Annotated in this window: 11 protein-coding genes and 1 riboswitch; of the genes, 5 read left to right on the plus strand and 6 right to left on the minus strand. The window is 47.8% G+C overall.

The features are described from left to right. Window positions 1-104: 104 nt before the first annotated feature. Window positions 105-371, plus strand: a complete 267-nt coding sequence (rpsO, locus tag H9Q77_RS04005) for a 30S ribosomal protein S15 (RefSeq protein ID WP_022153975.1) — start codon at window positions 105-107, stop codon at window positions 369-371. 283 nt (window positions 372-654) lie between these two features. Next, window positions 655-2,745 carry a polyribonucleotide nucleotidyltransferase gene (locus H9Q77_RS04010; RefSeq protein ID WP_022153976.1) on the plus strand — a complete coding sequence of 697 codons (2,091 nt, stop codon included), beginning with the start codon at window positions 655-657 and terminating at the stop codon, window positions 2,743-2,745. Window positions 2,746-4,189: 1,444 nt separating this feature from the next. Here the strand turns inward: H9Q77_RS04010 and H9Q77_RS04015 are convergent. The 3 genes from H9Q77_RS04015 to H9Q77_RS04025 form a co-directional block, all read right to left on the minus strand. Continuing rightward, on the minus strand, window positions 4,190-4,957 hold the full coding sequence (locus tag H9Q77_RS04015) for a GNAT family N-acetyltransferase (protein WP_249326605.1): 768 nt from the start codon (window positions 4,955-4,957) through the stop codon (window positions 4,190-4,192). 27 nt (window positions 4,958-4,984) lie between these two features. After that, the gene (locus H9Q77_RS04020) at window positions 4,985-6,052 is read right to left on the minus strand and encodes a pectinesterase family protein (RefSeq protein WP_249326606.1); all 1,068 of its coding nucleotides are present in this window, start codon (window positions 6,050-6,052) and stop codon (window positions 4,985-4,987) included. Between the two features lie 105 nt (window positions 6,053-6,157). After that, window positions 6,158-7,240 carry an HD-GYP domain-containing protein gene (locus tag H9Q77_RS04025; RefSeq protein ID WP_249326607.1) on the minus strand — a complete coding sequence of 361 codons (1,083 nt, stop codon included), beginning with the start codon at window positions 7,238-7,240 and terminating at the stop codon, window positions 6,158-6,160. Window positions 7,241-7,487: 247 nt separating this feature from the next. Here H9Q77_RS04025 and secA point away from each other — a divergent pair, with 247 nt between their 5' ends. After that, window positions 7,488-10,055, plus strand: a complete 2,568-nt coding sequence (secA, locus tag H9Q77_RS04030) for a preprotein translocase subunit SecA (protein WP_118547706.1) — start codon at window positions 7,488-7,490, stop codon at window positions 10,053-10,055. Window positions 10,056-10,170: 115 nt separating this feature from the next. Further along, window positions 10,171-11,302 (plus strand): peptide chain release factor 2 gene (gene prfB / locus H9Q77_RS04035; RefSeq protein WP_118547705.1). Its coding sequence is split into 2 segments (ribosomal slippage): window positions 10,171-10,245 and window positions 10,247-11,302, totalling 1,131 coding nucleotides; the frame shifts between segments, so codons are not numbered across the junction. 83 nt (window positions 11,303-11,385) lie between these two features. Here prfB and H9Q77_RS04040 read toward each other — a convergent pair. Beyond that, window positions 11,386-12,153, minus strand: a complete 768-nt coding sequence (locus H9Q77_RS04040) for a DUF975 family protein (protein WP_249326608.1) — start codon at window positions 12,151-12,153, stop codon at window positions 11,386-11,388. A 64-nt stretch (window positions 12,154-12,217) separates the two neighbouring features. Further along, window positions 12,218-12,598, minus strand: a complete 381-nt coding sequence (locus H9Q77_RS04045) for a DUF4190 domain-containing protein (RefSeq protein ID WP_118552007.1) — start codon at window positions 12,596-12,598, stop codon at window positions 12,218-12,220. Between the two features lie 182 nt (window positions 12,599-12,780). Between H9Q77_RS04045 and H9Q77_RS04050 the strand changes: the two genes are divergently transcribed. Beyond that, window positions 12,781-15,192 (plus strand): Tex family protein, encoded by a 2,412-nt coding sequence (locus tag H9Q77_RS04050; protein WP_249326609.1) that lies wholly within the window; start codon window positions 12,781-12,783, stop codon window positions 15,190-15,192. A gap of 129 nt (window positions 15,193-15,321) precedes the next feature. Here H9Q77_RS04050 and H9Q77_RS04055 read toward each other — a convergent pair whose 3' ends face one another. Next, window positions 15,322-16,059 (minus strand): ECF transporter S component, encoded by a 738-nt coding sequence (locus H9Q77_RS04055; protein WP_118547701.1) that lies wholly within the window; start codon window positions 16,057-16,059, stop codon window positions 15,322-15,324. Between the two features lie 100 nt (window positions 16,060-16,159). Then, a riboswitch (FMN riboswitch) is annotated at window positions 16,160-16,298 on the minus strand. Between the last annotated feature and the right edge of the window lie 141 nt (window positions 16,299-16,439).

The following is a 16,439-nucleotide window of genomic DNA, read 5'->3' on the forward strand; positions in this document are numbered from 1 at the left end:
ATTATTGTGCTATATTGAAACAGTATGATTAGCCGATGCTCAGATTACGGACACTCCGACCTTAGTCTTAGTATCAGGCGTTTAAAAAACAGGAGGAAAAAGAAATGATTTCTAAGGAAAAGAAAACAGCCATCATGAACGAGTATGCAAGAACCCCCGGTGACACCGGTTCACCTGAGGTACAGGTAGCAGTCCTGACTGCAAGAATCCAGGAGCTTACCGATCATCTGAAGGAGAACCCTAAGGATCATCATTCTCGTCGTGGTATGCTGAAGATGGTAGGTCAGAGACGTGGTCTTCTGGATTACCTGAAGAAGAAGGATATCGAGAGATATCGTGCATTAATCGAGAAGCTTGGCTTAAGAAAATAATGCTGACTGGTGAGCGGGGTCTGCCGATTACATCGGCGCTCCGCTTTCTCTGTGTATGTGATGACAGATACTCTGCCATTGCTTTGGGTAACAAGCGGTATGGAAGTGAGCCCCGAGACCGCTGAAAAGGGTATGTTGGGAACAACAACATGAATTTTTCAGTAGTTTCGGTAATCCTCCAGACCGTGGAAATATTTATTAAATTATTTATATCGTAGAGTGATAAGAGTGTCCCATGAGGAACACAAAAGATAAAGTCACGTACGATGGATAGGAGGAATTTATGTATCAAAGTTACAAGATGGATCTTGCAGGCAGACCTCTGGTGGTTGATATCAACCGTGTAGGTAAGCAGGCAAACGGATGTGCATTCATGCACTATGGTGATACCACTGTTCTCTGTACCGCAACCGCTTCCGAGAAGCCCAGAGACGGTATCGATTTCTTCCCTCTGAGTGTAGAGTACGAAGAGAAAATGTACGCTGTGGGTAAGATCCCCGGCGGTTTCAATAAGAGAGAGGGCAAGGCAAGCGAGAACGCTATTCTGACCAGCCGTGTCATCGACAGACCTATGCGTCCCCTGTTCCCCAAGGATTATCGTAACGACGTAACCCTGAACAACATGGTAATGAGCGTAGATCCCGAGTGTCGTCCCGAGCTGGTAGCCATGATCGGTGCTGCTATCGCTACCTGTATTTCTGATATTCCTTTCGACGGTCCCTGCGCTATGACTCAGGTGGGCATGATCGATGGCGAGTTCATCATCAATCCCAGCCAGGAGCAGTGGAAGAAGGGTGATCTGAACCTGACCGTTGCTTCTACCAGAGAGAAAGTGATCATGATCGAAGCAGGTGCTAATGAGATTCCTGAGGCTACCATGATCGAAGCTATCTACAAGGCTCACGAAGTGAACCAGACCATCATCGCTTTCATTGACAAGATTGTAGCAGAAGTCGGCAAGAAGAAGCACGAGTACACCAGCTGTGCTGTTCCCGCTGAAATGTTCGAGGCTATGAAGGAGATCGTATCTCCTGCGGAGATGGAAGAGGCAGTATTTACCGATGACAAGCAGACCCGTGAGGAGAACATCCGCGTGATCACCGACAAGCTGACCGAGGCTTTCGCTGAGAACGAAGAGTGGCTGGCTATCTTAGGTGAGGCTGTATATCAGTATGAGAAGAAGACCGTTCGTAAGATGATCCTGAAGGATCACAAGCGTCCCGATGGCCGTGCGATCACCCAGATCCGTCCTCTGGCAGCAGAGGTAGATATCATCCCCCGTGTACATGGTTCCGCTATGTTCACCCGTGGACAGACACAGATCTGTAATGTATGTACTTTGGCACCTCTGTCCGAGCAGCAGAAGATCGATGGTCTGGATGAGAACGAAGTAAGCAAGAGATATATGCATCATTATAACTTCCCTTCCTATTCCGTAGGTGAGACCAAGCCTTCCCGCGGACCCGGAAGACGTGAGATCGGTCACGGTGCTCTGGCTGAGAGAGCCCTGATCCCCGTACTGCCCAGTGAGGACGAGTTCCCTTATGCAATTCGTACCGTATCTGAGACTTTTGAATCCAACGGATCCACCTCCATGGCTTCCACCTGTGCTTCCTGCATGTCCCTGATGGCAGCAGGCGTACCCATCAAGAAGATGGTAGCAGGTATCTCCTGTGGTCTGGTAACCGGCGAGACCGATGACGATTTCGTACTGTTGACCGATATCCAGGGACTGGAAGACTTCTTCGGAGATATGGACTTTAAGGTAACCGGTACTACCGAAGGTATTACCGCTATTCAGATGGATATTAAGATCCACGGTCTGACCAGACCTATCGTAGAAGGCGCTATCGCAAGATGCCGTGATGCAAGACTGTTCATCATGGATACCTGCATGAAGCCTGCAATCTCTGCTCCCAGAACAGAGGTTGGCAAGTACGCTCCCAAGATCATCTCCATTCAGATCGATCCCGACAGAATCGGTGATGTAGTAGGTCAGCGTGGTAAGACCATCAATGAGATCATTGCACGTACCGGTGTGAAGATCGATATCACCGATGACGGTAAGGTATCTATCTGCGGTACCGATAAGGAAATGATGGATAAGGCTTTGGAGATGGTGAAGATCATCACCACGGATTTCGAAGAAGGTCAGATCTTCAAGGGCAAGGTAGTAAGCATCAAGGAGTTCGGTGCATTCATCGAATTCGCACCCGGTAAGGAAGGCATGGTACACATCTCCAAGATCGCTAAGGAGAGAATCAACCGTGTAGAAGATGTCCTGACCCTGGGAGACGTAGTAACAGTAGTATGCCTGGGCAAGGATAAGATGGGAAGAATCAGCTTCTCCATGAAGGATGTGGCTCAGCAGTAAGCTGAGAGAAATAAAACCGCTGTGGGCGCAAGCCTGCAGCGGTTTTTGCGTGGTAAATTGAAAGTTAAATGAATAGTTGCTTTAAAATCCACGCAGAAAGGGCTGCCCGTCCCGGACTCGGATGCTAGCTACAACTGTGGATTTTCTAAAGGAAAGTGGACAAGTGTTTCTCGTCATGACGGGGCCGCCTTTACGTTGCCATCCATGTGCACCAAAAGCCATGCAAGCATGGCTTGGCTAACGCGAACATCGTGTTCGCGTTGTCCCTGCGGCTCGACCACTTTCCAAGAAAATCTCACAGTCTCCGCCGCATCTATGTCCGGGGGAGCAGTCCTTTTCTGCTGGGTTATGAAAGACATCCCAATTATTTAGACAGAGCATTTGAGAATACATGTGCGGAAGTTAAAAACAAGAATCTAGTATGTGCGAAAAATCAAGAAATACATGCGGACAATTCAAAAACAGGAATTAGGTATGTGAAAAAAAGTAGGAAACACATGCGAATAACTCAAAAGTCATAATTAGGTATGTATAACAAGTCGGAAAATACATGCTTTAAAGCAAAAAATAATGATCCGGCATGTATGATAACTGGGAAAACACATGCGCAATAGGCTAAAACGGAAAATAGGTATGTATATTGCTTTAGAAAACACATGTATAAAATTTAAAAATAAGAATTAAGTATGTAAATGACTTTGGAGAAATACAGAAACTTATTGGGATATTGAGAGTTGGTTGAATAGTTGTTCTAAAAACTTCGTGGGGTCTATAGAAGATAAATTTCCCTGTAGATACTTTTTGAGGATGGGTAAAAAGCAAAAACTAAACAATATGGGCCTATAGCGAAAAATTCGCCTGCCAGATACTCAATTTCTTCAAAATGAGTACCTCAGGGCCGTTTTTTTCTCTATAGACCCATATTCATCTTTTTATGCCTTATTTGTAGCAAATTTAGTATCTCACAACTCATTTTTTCTGTATAGACCCAAAACACAGAACGCCCACGGCGGACGGAACATCACGCCGCGATGTTTGTCGGAGGGTGTTGATATTTTCTTGAAAAGTGCTGAAAGACAGGGTGGAGCGAACAGGACGTTCGCGACAGGCGGACGTTGCCATGGATGGCAACTGGAGCCGTGCCCGTACGGATTAGAACCGCTATATCACTTTTCGTAGAAAATTCACACCTGGAGACGCGACATCAAGGCGTGATGTTCCGTTCGCCGCGGGCGTTCGTGGGGTCTACGGCAACCCTACGTTACGAGCCATGCACCCAATTCATAAATGTGTCGCAAAGGGCGCTCCACATTTATTTCATTGACGGCTGTCGAGTGTGTCCGTTGGACGCACAGTATAAAGTCAAAAACAAAAACAGCGACTTGTGAGCAAGCTCCCAGATCGCTGTTTCTGTTTTGACTTTGCATGGCTCGTAACTTTCAATTTACCTTACTTCTTCCGTGATCAATTCTGCCCACGTCACAGCGAATCCGGCACGGTGCGCTACCCGCTGGGAAGCAATGTGGGACATGCTTGTTCCATAATAAGGAATCGTACCTTGAGCCAAAATATCCTGAGCCAGAAGTCTTACTAAAGTCGATCCCACATGCATTTCTCTGGCGTGGGGAGCTACATTGATCCCAATCTGCCAGAACAGGGGACTGTCAGCGCTGGCGCCTGCCATACCGAGAATCTCACCGTCCTTTACCGCGGCCATGCCCAAAACATCCGGTGCATCCGGATCGAAAGCAAATGCTTGATCAAAACGATCATCACCACGAAATTGCAGAATAGCATCCTGATCATATCGTATCAGTTCAAAATCGCGGGCATCAGATAGCAAAGCCGAAGGAAGGTCAGAAGAAGCTATGCCACCAGACTCCGGCAGAAAAAAAGGATGTACCTGTGCAATACGGAGATCGAAGGGAGCCAGCAATTCTTCCAATTCCCGGAGCCGTTTCATGTCAAAAAACCATTCTCCCGTCACATCAGCATAACGTTTCCGACATTCTGCCACAATTTCTTCGGAACCGGTAACTAGTAATTTCCCATTGACGACAGCAATCTTTAACCTGCAAACCGTCTGTTCCTGAAAACGGCGGCGTCCCTCCTGCGGTACATAAATTGTAAAATGATTTTTTGAATCTGCCACATCAGCAGGACTGCAACAGTAGTCCAGTGCCAGCTGGCGGGACAATGCTTCCTGATACATAGATGTCGGAACTCCTTTCACAACGGATCACATTAAACTCTGTGGTTCCCATCCTTTCATTACATGTTTCACGGTATACTCCGCAGCCTCCGCATCCGTCAGCTGGTGGGAAAAGTCAGCGCGGGTGGCAGGGGAAGCGCCGGGACCGTAGGAAGCGTATTCTCCGTAATAGAAATGTCCATGGGGTTTCTTCCAGTCCTGCCAGCCGGCGGGATGGATGTGTTCCCCCAGTTCACAGTGCAAGAATACGGTCTTTGCCCATTCTCTCCAGGGACGTCCCAGGTAGATGGAATGGGGAGGACAGTCGCTCTCCAGGCTGCATTCATGGAAGACATAGCCGTAGGGTTCTTCCATGGGAGTGGAGGCTGCGGTCACATAGCCGTAGATCACTTCATCCTCCGGACTTTCCGGAGGGATTCGGTCTCCGGGAAGCTTCGAGTAGATCGTGCAATGCTCAAACCAGGCGATGCCGCTGCCGAAGATGAAATCCACATCTCCCTGAATAAAACAGTTTTCATAATAATGACGTCCAATCGTGCGGGGCTTGAATTCTCCGGGACCCTTGAAGCCTCCGGGCTGCGCCTCTTTTAACGGCAGAGGTGCATCGAAGACCGTGTCCTGGCTGCCAAGAAAACGGCAGTCATAAAAAGCATTGCGGTCGCCGTCTACATAGACCGCCAGCGCCTGTCCTACGGTATGCCCGAAGCCGGAATCATTCTGAAAAGTCAGATGCTTTGCAGTAAAATCATGGGTGTCGATCCGGACGGAAGCGGTGCGGAAGGTTCCGCGTTTATCTCCCTCAGGCATAAGATCAAAGGCGGCATCTCCGTAGACGAGAATAGTCTTGTCTGCACCGGCCCCTTCGAAGGTGACATTTGGTCTGGTGATGATTAATTTTTCCCGATAAATACCCTCCCCGATGTGTACGATCACAGGAGGCAGATCAGAAACGGGAGCCGGGAACTGCTTTTCGCATGATAAGCAGGATGAATCCGTCAGGGCGGTCAGTGCTTCAGTAATAGTAGAAAAAGAAGTGCCCGGAAGGGTATTTCCGGGCATATTGACATAATAATGCAAGGAAGTCTTGTCTGACATAAATAACTCCATTCTGTAGATGCTGTTTTTATGGAAAGAAAGGCTGCATGCGACATCTACAACACAATGCAGCCTAAGGTCCTGTATGGCTGATACCTGAATAACTTAAAGCAGACGCACAATTTCTAAATCCGGCTGGTCCGCCAGGTTCACATACTCTCCGCCACATTGTACGATAGGCCGGGAGAGCTTGTCTTTGTTGATATAAATGATCGTCCCTTTCCGCCCATCGCTTAACAGACAACGGTTCTGCAGACAGGAATTGACCACATTTTCCAGAAAAGGAAGCAGGATGGAGACATCGTATTTCTGGAAGCCTTCTGCCTCGAACATCTCGATGACACGGAATGGACACAAAGGTCCTCTGTAACAGCGGGCAGCGGTCATGGCATCGTAGACATCGGCAATAGCCACGATTCTTGCATAAGGGTCGATCTGATTGCCTTTTAATTTCAGAGGATAACCGCTGCCGTTGCTGCGTTCGTGATGCATGAGGGCGGCATTTTTCACATGATCATCCACATCCTGGGACAGGAGAAGCTGGTAACCCAGGGTGGGATGCTTTTTGATCGTTGCAAATTCTTCCTCGGACAGCTTTCCCGGTTTTGAAATGATAGAATAAGGTATCAGCAGTTTGCCGATATCATGGAATAGACCACAGGCAGTGGCCAGCTCAATTTCCTCGTCAGACAGCTTCAGCCATCCGGCCAGTATGTTGCAGATCAGGGCAACATTCAGACTGTGAGTGTAAGTGGAATCATCATATTCCCGCATGTTCTGGAGCATGTCCAGAATGCTGATGCTGCCGGAATGATTGGCTACGATGGCCATGGTGTTCTTCAATAGGGTATTCACATCTAAAGAGGTATTTTTTTGAATCACGAGATTCATATTTTCCCGGAACAGTTCAACATCATTTTCAAAATCTGTCTTGAACAGTTGAAATTCCGGAGAACTCTTAATGCGCTCGGAGTAAGAGAGCTCAGTGTCAGTAGAATCCTCAGCAGGCCGCACGGGTTGTATGATATCCTCGACAAAAATGGTGAGGATACCGTACAGATCCAGCTTGGTGATCAGTTTATCCGTAAGGATGGTCCCTTTTTGTATCAGAAGCTCATGGTCCAGATCATAGACGTCTTCGGCGACGGTCATGCCGGGAACCAGTTGGGTGATAGACAGCCTTTTCATAAGTATTCTGCTCCTTATCATGAAAAGAAAATTTAACTGATTTCATTATAATAATTTTTATCCGGACTGTCAATTTGTGCAGGCTCTTAGGGGGCCACATCCTGTTCATAAAATTTTTACAGTCTTTTCACGCCTATGGTCGCATTGAAAGGTTGAAACATAAAGGAAAATCTGCTACAATAACCTTTGAATTATGCGAAGACCCATGGACATTTTATTGTCAAAAGGGTGTGGAAATGAGGAAAAAATGAGCGTTATTGAGAAGATATTTGGCACGCACAGTTCCAGAGAACTGAAGCGTATTGAACCTCTGGTGGACAAGATCGAGGCACTCCGCCCTACCATGCAGGCACTTTCCGATGAGGAACTGCGGGGTAAGACCGAGGAGTACAAGAAGCGTCTGGCCGAGGGAGAAACTCTGGATGATCTGCTTCCGGAGGCGTATGCAACCGTAAGAGAGGCTGCAAAGCGTGTTCTGAACATGGAGCACTACAGAGTACAGCTGATCGGTGGTATCATCCTGCATCAGGGACGTATCGCAGAGATGCGTACCGGTGAAGGTAAGACTTTGGTGTCTACACTTCCCGCTTATCTGAATGCTTTGGAAGGCAAGGGTGTCCATGTCGTTACCGTCAATGACTATCTGGCGAAGCGTGACGCGGAGTGGATGGGGCAGGTACATGAGTTCCTGGGACTGAAGGTCGGTGTGGTACTGAACAGCATGACCTCCGAGGAGAGACAGGAAGCTTACAAGTGTGATATCACTTATGTTACCAACAACGAACTGGGATTTGATTATCTGCGTGATAACATGGTGATTTACAAGGAACAGCTGGTTCTGCGTGGACTGCATTATGCCATCATCGATGAGGTGGACTCCGTACTGATCGATGAAGCCAGAACCCCTCTGATCATTTCCGGACAGAGCGGCAAGTCCACAGCTCTGTACGAGATGTGTGATCTGCTGGCACGTCAGATGAAGCGCGGTGATGATGTACAGGAGCTGACCAAGATGGACGCCATCATGGGTGTGGTACAGGAAGAGACCGGAGACTTCGTCGTTAATGAAAAGGATAAGATCATCAACCTGACCGCAGCAGGTATGGAGAAGGTTGAGAGATTCTTCCATATTGATAACTTCGCGGATCCCGAGAACCTGGAGATCCAGCACAATATCATCCTGGCATTGCGTGCCCATAATCTGATGTTCCGTGACAAGGATTACGTGGTAAAAGATGACCAGGTACTGATCGTCGATGAATTTACCGGACGTATCATGCCGGGACGCCGTTATTCCGACGGCTTGCATCAGGCAATCGAAGCAAAAGAGCATGTAAAGGTGAAGAGAGAAAGTAAGACGCTTGCATCCATTACCTTCCAGAACTTCTTTAATTTATTCGATAAAAAGTGTGGTATGACCGGTACAGCTCTCACGGAGGAGACCGAGTTCCGTGAGATCTACGGCATGGATGTTGTGGTAATCCCCACGAACCGTCCCGTTATCCGAAAGGATCTGCAGGATGCTGTATACAAGACGAAGAGAGAGAAGCTGAACGCTATCGTGAATGCGGTAGAGGAAGCACATGCCACAGGACAGCCTGTACTGGTAGGTACGATCACGATCGAAGCCAGTGAGGAGCTGAGCAGGATGTTAACCAAGCGCGGTATCCAGCACAAGGTCCTGAATGCAAAATTCCATGAACTGGAAGCAGAGATCGTAGCCGATGCCGGTGTGCACGGTGCGGTAACCATCGCTACCAACATGGCAGGCCGTGGTACGGATATCAAGCTGGATGAGGAAGCGAGAGCCGCCGGCGGACTGAAGATCATCGGTACCGAGCGTCATGAGTCCAGACGTATTGATAATCAGCTGCGTGGTCGTTCCGGACGTCAGGGAGATCCCGGTGAGTCCAAGTTCTACATCTCTCTGGAGGACGATCTGATGAGACTGTTCGGTTCCGAGCGCCTGATCAGTATGTTCAATACCTTAGGTATCCCCGAGGGACAGGAGATCGAGCACAAGGCATTGACCAATGCCATCGAATCCGCACAGAAAAAGATTGAGAGCAACAACTACGGTATCCGTAAGAATCTGTTAGAGTATGACCGTGTCATGAGTGAACAGAGAGAGATCATCTACGAGGAGCGTCTGCGGGTACTGAACGGCGAGAGCATGCGCGATGTGATCTACAAGATGATCACCGATATTACCGAGAACTGTGTAGATATTTGTATCAATGACGACGCAGATATCTCCGACTGGGATTTCAATGAGTTAAATACCCTGCTCATTCCTACGATCCCGTTACAGCCTCTGACACCGGAGCGTGTGAAGAAGCCCAAGAAGAACAGCTTAAAGCAGCAGTTAAAGGAAGAAGCTGTGAAGCTGTACGAAGCAAAAGAGGCCGAGTTCCCCGAACCCGAAGCCATCCGTGAGCTGGAGCGTGTGGTTCTGCTGAAGGTCATCGACCGTAAGTGGATGGATCATATCGACGACATGGAGCAGCTACGTCAGGGCGTGGGCTTACAGGCATACGGCCAGAGAGATCCTCTGGTAGAGTACAAGATGAGCGGTTACGAGATGTTCGATGAGATGACCCAGAACATCCGGGAAGAGACTGTGAGACTTCTGTTCCATATCAAGATCGAACAGAAGGTAGAGCGTGAGCAGCAGGCGAAGATCACCGGCACGAACAAGGATGATTCCTTACCGAAGGGACCTGTAAAGCGTGAAAATGCAAAGGTGTATCCGAACGATCCCTGCCCCTGCGGAAGCGGTAAAAAATACAAGAACTGCTGCGGACGGAAGGCCTGATGTTTTCTGACGACAGTGGAAGACAGTGCGGCAGCGCGGACAGACGGTGTGCCTGCCGTAAAAAGTGAGAATTACGATAATAGAAAATGATAGAATAGAAAGTAGGTGACGTTAAGTGGTTGAATTAGATCAGATGAAGACAGAAATTCTGTCCTACGAAACACCTTTAGCGGAAGTGAGGGATTCACTTTGACCTTGCTAACAAGGCAAAGCGGATCGAAGAAATGGAACGTGAGATGGAGGCTCCCGGATTCTGGGATGACCCGGAGCGTTCCAACCAGAAAATGAAAGAACTGAAGAACCTGAAGGATACGGTAGGAGAGTGTGATAAGCTTTCTACACAGTACGATGATATCCTGACTCTGATCGACATGGGATATGAGGAGAACGATGAGTCTCTGATACCGGAAATCCGCGGAGAACTGGATGAATTCATCAGGGAATTCGACGAACTTAGGATCGGTACCCTATTGTCCGGAGAATATGATAAGAACAATGCGATCTTAAAGCTCAATGCCGGTGCCGGCGGTACCGAGAGCTGTGACTGGTGCGGTATGCTGTATCGTATGTATACCCGCTGGGCGGAGCGCAAGGGTTTTACCATTGAAGTACTGGACTACCTGGATGGTGATGAGGCCGGGATCAAGTCAGTGACTTTCCAGGTCAACGGACTGAATGCCTATGGCTATCTGAAGTCGGAGAAGGGGGTACACCGTCTGGTGCGTATCTCTCCTTTCAATGCCCAGGGCAAGCGTCAGACATCCTTTGTATCTCTGGATGTTATGCCGGATATCGAAGGAGATCTGGATGTGGATATTGATGAGAAGGATCTGCGCATTGATACTTATCGAAGCAGTGGTGCCGGTGGTCAGCACATCAACAAGACATCATCTGCTATCCGTATCACCCATATCCCGACGGGAACAGTAGTGCAGTGTCAGAACGAACGAAGCCAGTTCCAGAACAAGGATAAGGCTATGCAGATGCTGAAAGCCAAGCTGTATCTGTTAAAAAAGGAAGCAAATGCCGAGAAGCTGTCGGATATCCGCGGCGAAGTCAAGGAGATCGGCTGGGGCAACCAGATCCGTTCCTATGTATTACAGCCGTACACACTGGTCAAGGATCACCGTACCGATGTGGAGACAGGTAATGTGGACGCTGTGTTGGACGGCGGATTGGATATCTTCATCAATGGCTATCTGAAATGGCTCAGTGTGCAGGGAGATAAGAAGACAGAGAATTCATAGTAGACAAAATAAAAAACACATTCCATAGGCGTTTGACTTATGGAATGTGTTTTTGTATACATAATAATCATAATAAATATCCGTTATTGGCGCTCGTTCTGCATCAGATCCAGAAAATATAAGGTCTGGGTCATGTTCATATATGGCACCAGCCATAGGCTCCCGATACCGAAGCTCAGCAAACACAGAAATCCCAGCGGCAGGAAACTCATTTGTAAGCAGAACAGCTCCCATTTATGTCCCTTCATAATGCGGAAGCTTAATTTCATCAGCTCCATGGCATTATACTGGGGGAAATCCAACAGTAAATAGTAAGCCTGGGATAAACCAAGGGATAACGGAATATAGATACACATACCGATGACCATAAGCACAATGCACAGGATTGCCATGGTTATGGCGTCAAAGCCCTTCCCTGACCGCAGGAGAAAATAGCAGATATCAAAAGGAAGTGTACATGCCGTATTCAGCAGGATCAGTACTGCGGAGATCCCAAGCGATTTTTTGAATAAGTATTTGAAGCCGTAGAATAGATTGGCGGTTACAGCAGGCCTGTTGCAGGCAGTATTCAGATAGAATAATGTAATGCCGGTCTGAAACACTCCGGCAAAGATCGACAATAAAGTCGTAGTCGCCGTCAAAAGCAGATATTCCGTCAGAGATGTCTCTGCGCTTCCTCCCATAATTGTCCGTACGGTAAGGATCATAGTGAAGGTCATGCTGACGGCAAAGGTGAGGGAAAATACGATCAGACTTCGGCAGATGGACAGCAGGATGGCATTGCCGTAATGCCCTGCCATCTGATCTCTGGCTTTTTCTTTGAGTTGGGCTCTGGATGTATATTGTGTCATAGAAATCCTCTTTTCTTTTTATTATTTCGTAACCACAGAATCCATCGGAAAATACCGGCATGTCTTACAGGTACGACTGCCAGAATCCTTCCATATCGACACCGTACATCTGCTGGTACATCTGATCCAGCATATTCCTATAAGAAGGATCGGTAAATACCGTGACAATGCTGCTGATCGTGATGAAGATACCGAGTGCCAGTCCCACACAGGACAGCCAGATCCCGGCGACACACATACTGCTCATACGCTGTCCCTTTTTTCTGGTAAGCATTGCGAAGAGAATGCCAAGAGCACCGGCAGGGATGGACAGCAGTCCTGTGCAGCATAATACCAGGGAACAGATGCCGCAGACCATAGAAGCGATCGATAACCCCCTGTATTTCGGATCGATCTGCGGTATATTTTGATTCATTTCGTTATTCTGATTCTGATAATAATCCATAGAAAGCCTCATTTCCGGGCGGCATGTGGTGAATTTGTCTGCCGCGCTTATATTAAGTACTGTACCATTTTTTCCTGTAATAAGCAAATGAAATAAAAATGAAAAGATTGAGAAAACTTCCGATTTCCAGTATAATATACCCATGCGCAAAACAAAATGGCAACAGGCCATCAGGAGGAACTATGGATATTATACAGAAAATCAAAGAAGAACTTCAGGTAGAAAAATGGCAGGTGGAAGCTGCGGTGAAGCTGATCGATGAGGGAAATACCATCCCTTTCATCTCCCGTTATCGTAAGGAGGTCACCGGATCTCTGAACGACGAGCAGCTGCGTAATCTCGATGAGAGACTGACCTATCTGAGAAGTCTGGAAGATAAAAAGGAGCAGGTGCTGAAGAGCATCGAGGAACAGGGAAAACTTACCGATGAGTTAAAGGAGAAGATTCTGGCAGCTCAGACGCTGGTAGTGGTAGAGGATCTGTACCGACCCTATCGGCCCAAGAGAAAGACCCGTGCCAGTATTGCAAAGGAGAAGGGGCTGGAACCTCTGGCAGAATACATTCTGCGCCAGGAGGCAACAGAACCGTTGCTTAACGAGGCGGCCAAGTATGTTTCCGAAGAAAAAGAAGTAAAGACTCCGGAGGAAGCATTGCAGGGAGCACAGGATATTATTGCCGAGATGATCTCCGATGATGCGGATCATCGTCTCTACATCCGTAATATCACCGTAGAGGAAGGTATTGTGAGCAGTACTGCGAAGGATGAGAAGGCTCAGAGCGTCTACGAGATGTATTACAATTTTGAAGAGCCTGTGAAGAAGATTGCAGGTCACAGGGTACTGGCATTGAACCGTGGAGAGGCAGAAAAAGTACTGACTGTAAAAGTCAATGCACCTAAGGAGCGTATTCTGCGTTATCTGGAGAAAAAGCTGATCACGAAGGAAAATGAGTATACCACACCGGTAATCTGTGCTGCAGTGGAAGACAGCTATGATCGTTTAATAGCACCCGCTATTGAAAGAGAGATCCGTAACGATCTGACAGAAAAGGCAGAGGACGGAGCTATCAATGTCTTCGGCAAAAATTTAGAGCAGCTGCTATTGCAGCCGCCTATCGCAGGAAAAGTGGTCTTGGGCTGGGATCCGGCGTTCCGTACCGGCTGTAAACTGGCAGTGGTAGATGCTACCGGAAAAGTGCTGGATACGAAAGTGATCTTCCCTACAGCACCGCAGAATAAGGTGGAGGAGTCCAAAGCCGAGCTGAAGAAACTGATCAAAAAATATAATGTGGATTTAATTTCTGTGGGAAATGGTACGGCCTCCAGAGAGTCCGAGCAGGTAATCGTAGAGCTGTTGAAGGAACTGGATCGTCCGGTACAGTATGTGATCGTCAACGAGGCAGGTGCTTCCGTATACTCCGCAAGTAAGCTGGCGACAGAAGAGTTTCCTAATTTTGACGTGGGACAGAGAAGTGCTGCATCCATCGCCAGAAGATTACAGGATCCCCTGGCAGAACTGGTGAAGATCGATCCCAAGTCCATTGGTGTCGGTCAGTACCAGCATGACATGAATCAGAAGAAATTAAGCGATGCCTTAAGCGGCGTGGTAGAGGACAGCGTAAATAAAGTCGGTGTGGATCTGAATACGGCATCCGCATCTTTACTCGAATATGTCTCCGGTATTAACAAGACGATTGCGAAGAATATCGTGGATTATAGAGAAAATAACGGACGTTTTGTAAACAGAAAACAGCTGTTAAAGGTACCGAAGCTGGGGCCTAAGGCGTATGAGCAGTGTGCCGGTTTTCTGAGGATCCCGGATGGCAAGAATCCGCTGGATGCCACAAGTGTCCATCCCGAGTCCTATGAAGCTGCAGAACAGTTGATGGAGAAGCTGGGACTGACCATGGAAGATATTAAGGAAGCCCAGAAGCAGGCGGCTGCAAAAAAAGCTTCCGGCAGGAGCAGCGCTGCGCAGGCAGACGGACAGAAGAATGGTAACGGCACAGTCAATGCACCGAAGAAGCGGGAAGAACAGAAAGGTAAAGCAGTTCGGGTACACAATACCAATACCGCTATGGGCAAGGCTCTCGCAGCGGCTATGGGCGGTGTGACTTTTGACAATTCTGCGCAGACCTCTGCAAAGCAGACGGCACCTGTAGCTAAAAATGCAGTAAATGATGCAAAGGATATGTCCGGTCTGGAGAAGCGGATTAAAAATAAGAAGCTTTTAGCAGAGGAACTGGGCATTGGTGAGATCACGCTGACAGATATTCTGAAGGAACTGGAGAAGCCGGGCAGAGATCCCAGAGACGATATGCCGAAACCGATCCTGCGCAGTGATGTCCTGGATATGAAGGATTTAAAACCCGGTATGATCTTAAAGGGAACCGTGCGTAATGTCATTGACTTCGGTGTGTTCGTGGATATCGGTGTCCATCAGGACGGACTGGTGCATATCTCCCAGATCACCGACCGCTATATCAAGCATCCGTTGGAAGCTGTCAGCGTCGGAGATATCGTGGATGTGCAGGTACTCACCGTAGATATGGCAAAGAAACGTATCGGTCTGACCATGAAGATCCAGAAGCAGTAAGAATATATAGAATGATGCCAGGGGGCTATGTGCCAGTGGTACATGTCTGGTACGGAGCATCCGTAGGTATTAAAAAACAGGGACAGCAGATAACGGCTGTCCCTGTTTTGAGTTCATCAATTATGCTTTTTATGCTTTGTGACCGGTCTTGATGATGGGGCTTAACGGTTTGTAGATCAGCAGGGTTACGACAGACACCAGCGTTCCCTTGATGAGATTCATGGGAGCCACACATGCCACCACGAAGCTTACAATGCTGCCTTCCTTTGCCAGTGGATTGACTTCGGCTCCCATTGCCAGAATGGCATCCAGAGGCATTCCGTAGAATTTGGAGAACGCGGGAAGCAGATATACGGCATTGAATGCGGTGCCAAATACGGTCATGACCAGAGTACCCACAATGCAGGCGATGATTGCGCTTTTCTTTGTCTTCTTAAAAGAGTACACAGCGGAAGCAGGGATGATCAGGCTGCAGCCCACTACGAAGTTCGCCAGATCGCCGATGAAGGCGGTAGAGGTACCTTTTATGCATAGCTTCAACAGTACCTTCACGAATTCCATCATGACACCTGCTACAGGACCGAAAGCAAAGGAACCGACTAAGATCGGCAGCTCACTGAAGTCCATTTTATAGAAGCCGGGGGCAAAAAAGATGGGGAAGTCCAGCACATGCAGGATCATAGCGATGGCGGAAAACATACCGATCATGGCAAGCTTTCTCGTATTGAAGATCGGCTCCGAGATGCCGTTTTTCTTCTGCGCGCCCTTTTCCAGCACCACAGACACCAGGAAACAGCCCACGATGACCGCCAGGAAGATGACTACATAGGCCACATTTTCAGTTACAGTTTGCATTAATTTGTTCATTTCAGAACTCCTTTCCTATGAGAAAAATCAAGGAAAGTCTTCAAAAAAAGCCCCGGAATACAAGCTTCCGGGGCATGGGTATCACAAAAAAATATATGTGATACGTCTTCTTTCATCCAGACTGTACTGTTGGTCCCGGATTCACACCGGATCAGCCGCAGAATTGCATCTGCGGGTCGCGGACTTAAGGATGACCTATTACCGCCAGTAGGGAATCACACCCAACCCTGAAGAACTTTACCTTATGGATGGAATATATCACTTTGTGAAATAAAAGTCAATATAGAAAATCTTTAGAATTTTCACAGCTTTTTTTTCCGATTTATCTGATAGTGTATTGTGCATAGATTTGAGGATAAATAAATGTTGACACTCAAAAG

The sequence above is a fragment of the Simiaoa sunii genome (assembly GCF_014337175.1).
Taxonomy (GTDB): Bacteria; Bacillota; Clostridia; order Lachnospirales; family Lachnospiraceae; genus Acetatifactor; species Acetatifactor intestinalis.

Coding starts and splice junctions, on each gene's coding strand:
- rpsO (WP_022153975.1), top strand. CDS start 105: ATGATTTCTAAGGAAAAGAAAACAGCCATCATGAACGAGTATGCAAGA.
- H9Q77_RS04010 (WP_022153976.1), top strand. CDS start 655: ATGTATCAAAGTTACAAGATGGATCTTGCAGGCAGACCTCTGGTGGTT.
- H9Q77_RS04015 (WP_249326605.1), bottom strand. CDS start 4,957: ATGTATCAGGAAGCATTGTCCCGCCAGCTGGCACTGGACTACTGTTGC.
- H9Q77_RS04020 (WP_249326606.1), bottom strand. CDS start 6,052: ATGTCAGACAAGACTTCCTTGCATTATTATGTCAATATGCCCGGAAAT.
- H9Q77_RS04025 (WP_249326607.1), bottom strand. CDS start 7,240: ATGAAAAGGCTGTCTATCACCCAACTGGTTCCCGGCATGACCGTCGCC.
- secA (WP_118547706.1), top strand. CDS start 7,488: ATGAGCGTTATTGAGAAGATATTTGGCACGCACAGTTCCAGAGAACTG.
- H9Q77_RS04040 (WP_249326608.1), bottom strand. CDS start 12,153: ATGACACAATATACATCCAGAGCCCAACTCAAAGAAAAAGCCAGAGAT.
- H9Q77_RS04045 (WP_118552007.1), bottom strand. CDS start 12,598: ATGGATTATTATCAGAATCAGAATAACGAAATGAATCAAAATATACCG.
- H9Q77_RS04050 (WP_249326609.1), top strand. CDS start 12,781: ATGGATATTATACAGAAAATCAAAGAAGAACTTCAGGTAGAAAAATGG.
- H9Q77_RS04055 (WP_118547701.1), bottom strand. CDS start 16,059: ATGAACAAATTAATGCAAACTGTAACTGAAAATGTGGCCTATGTAGTC.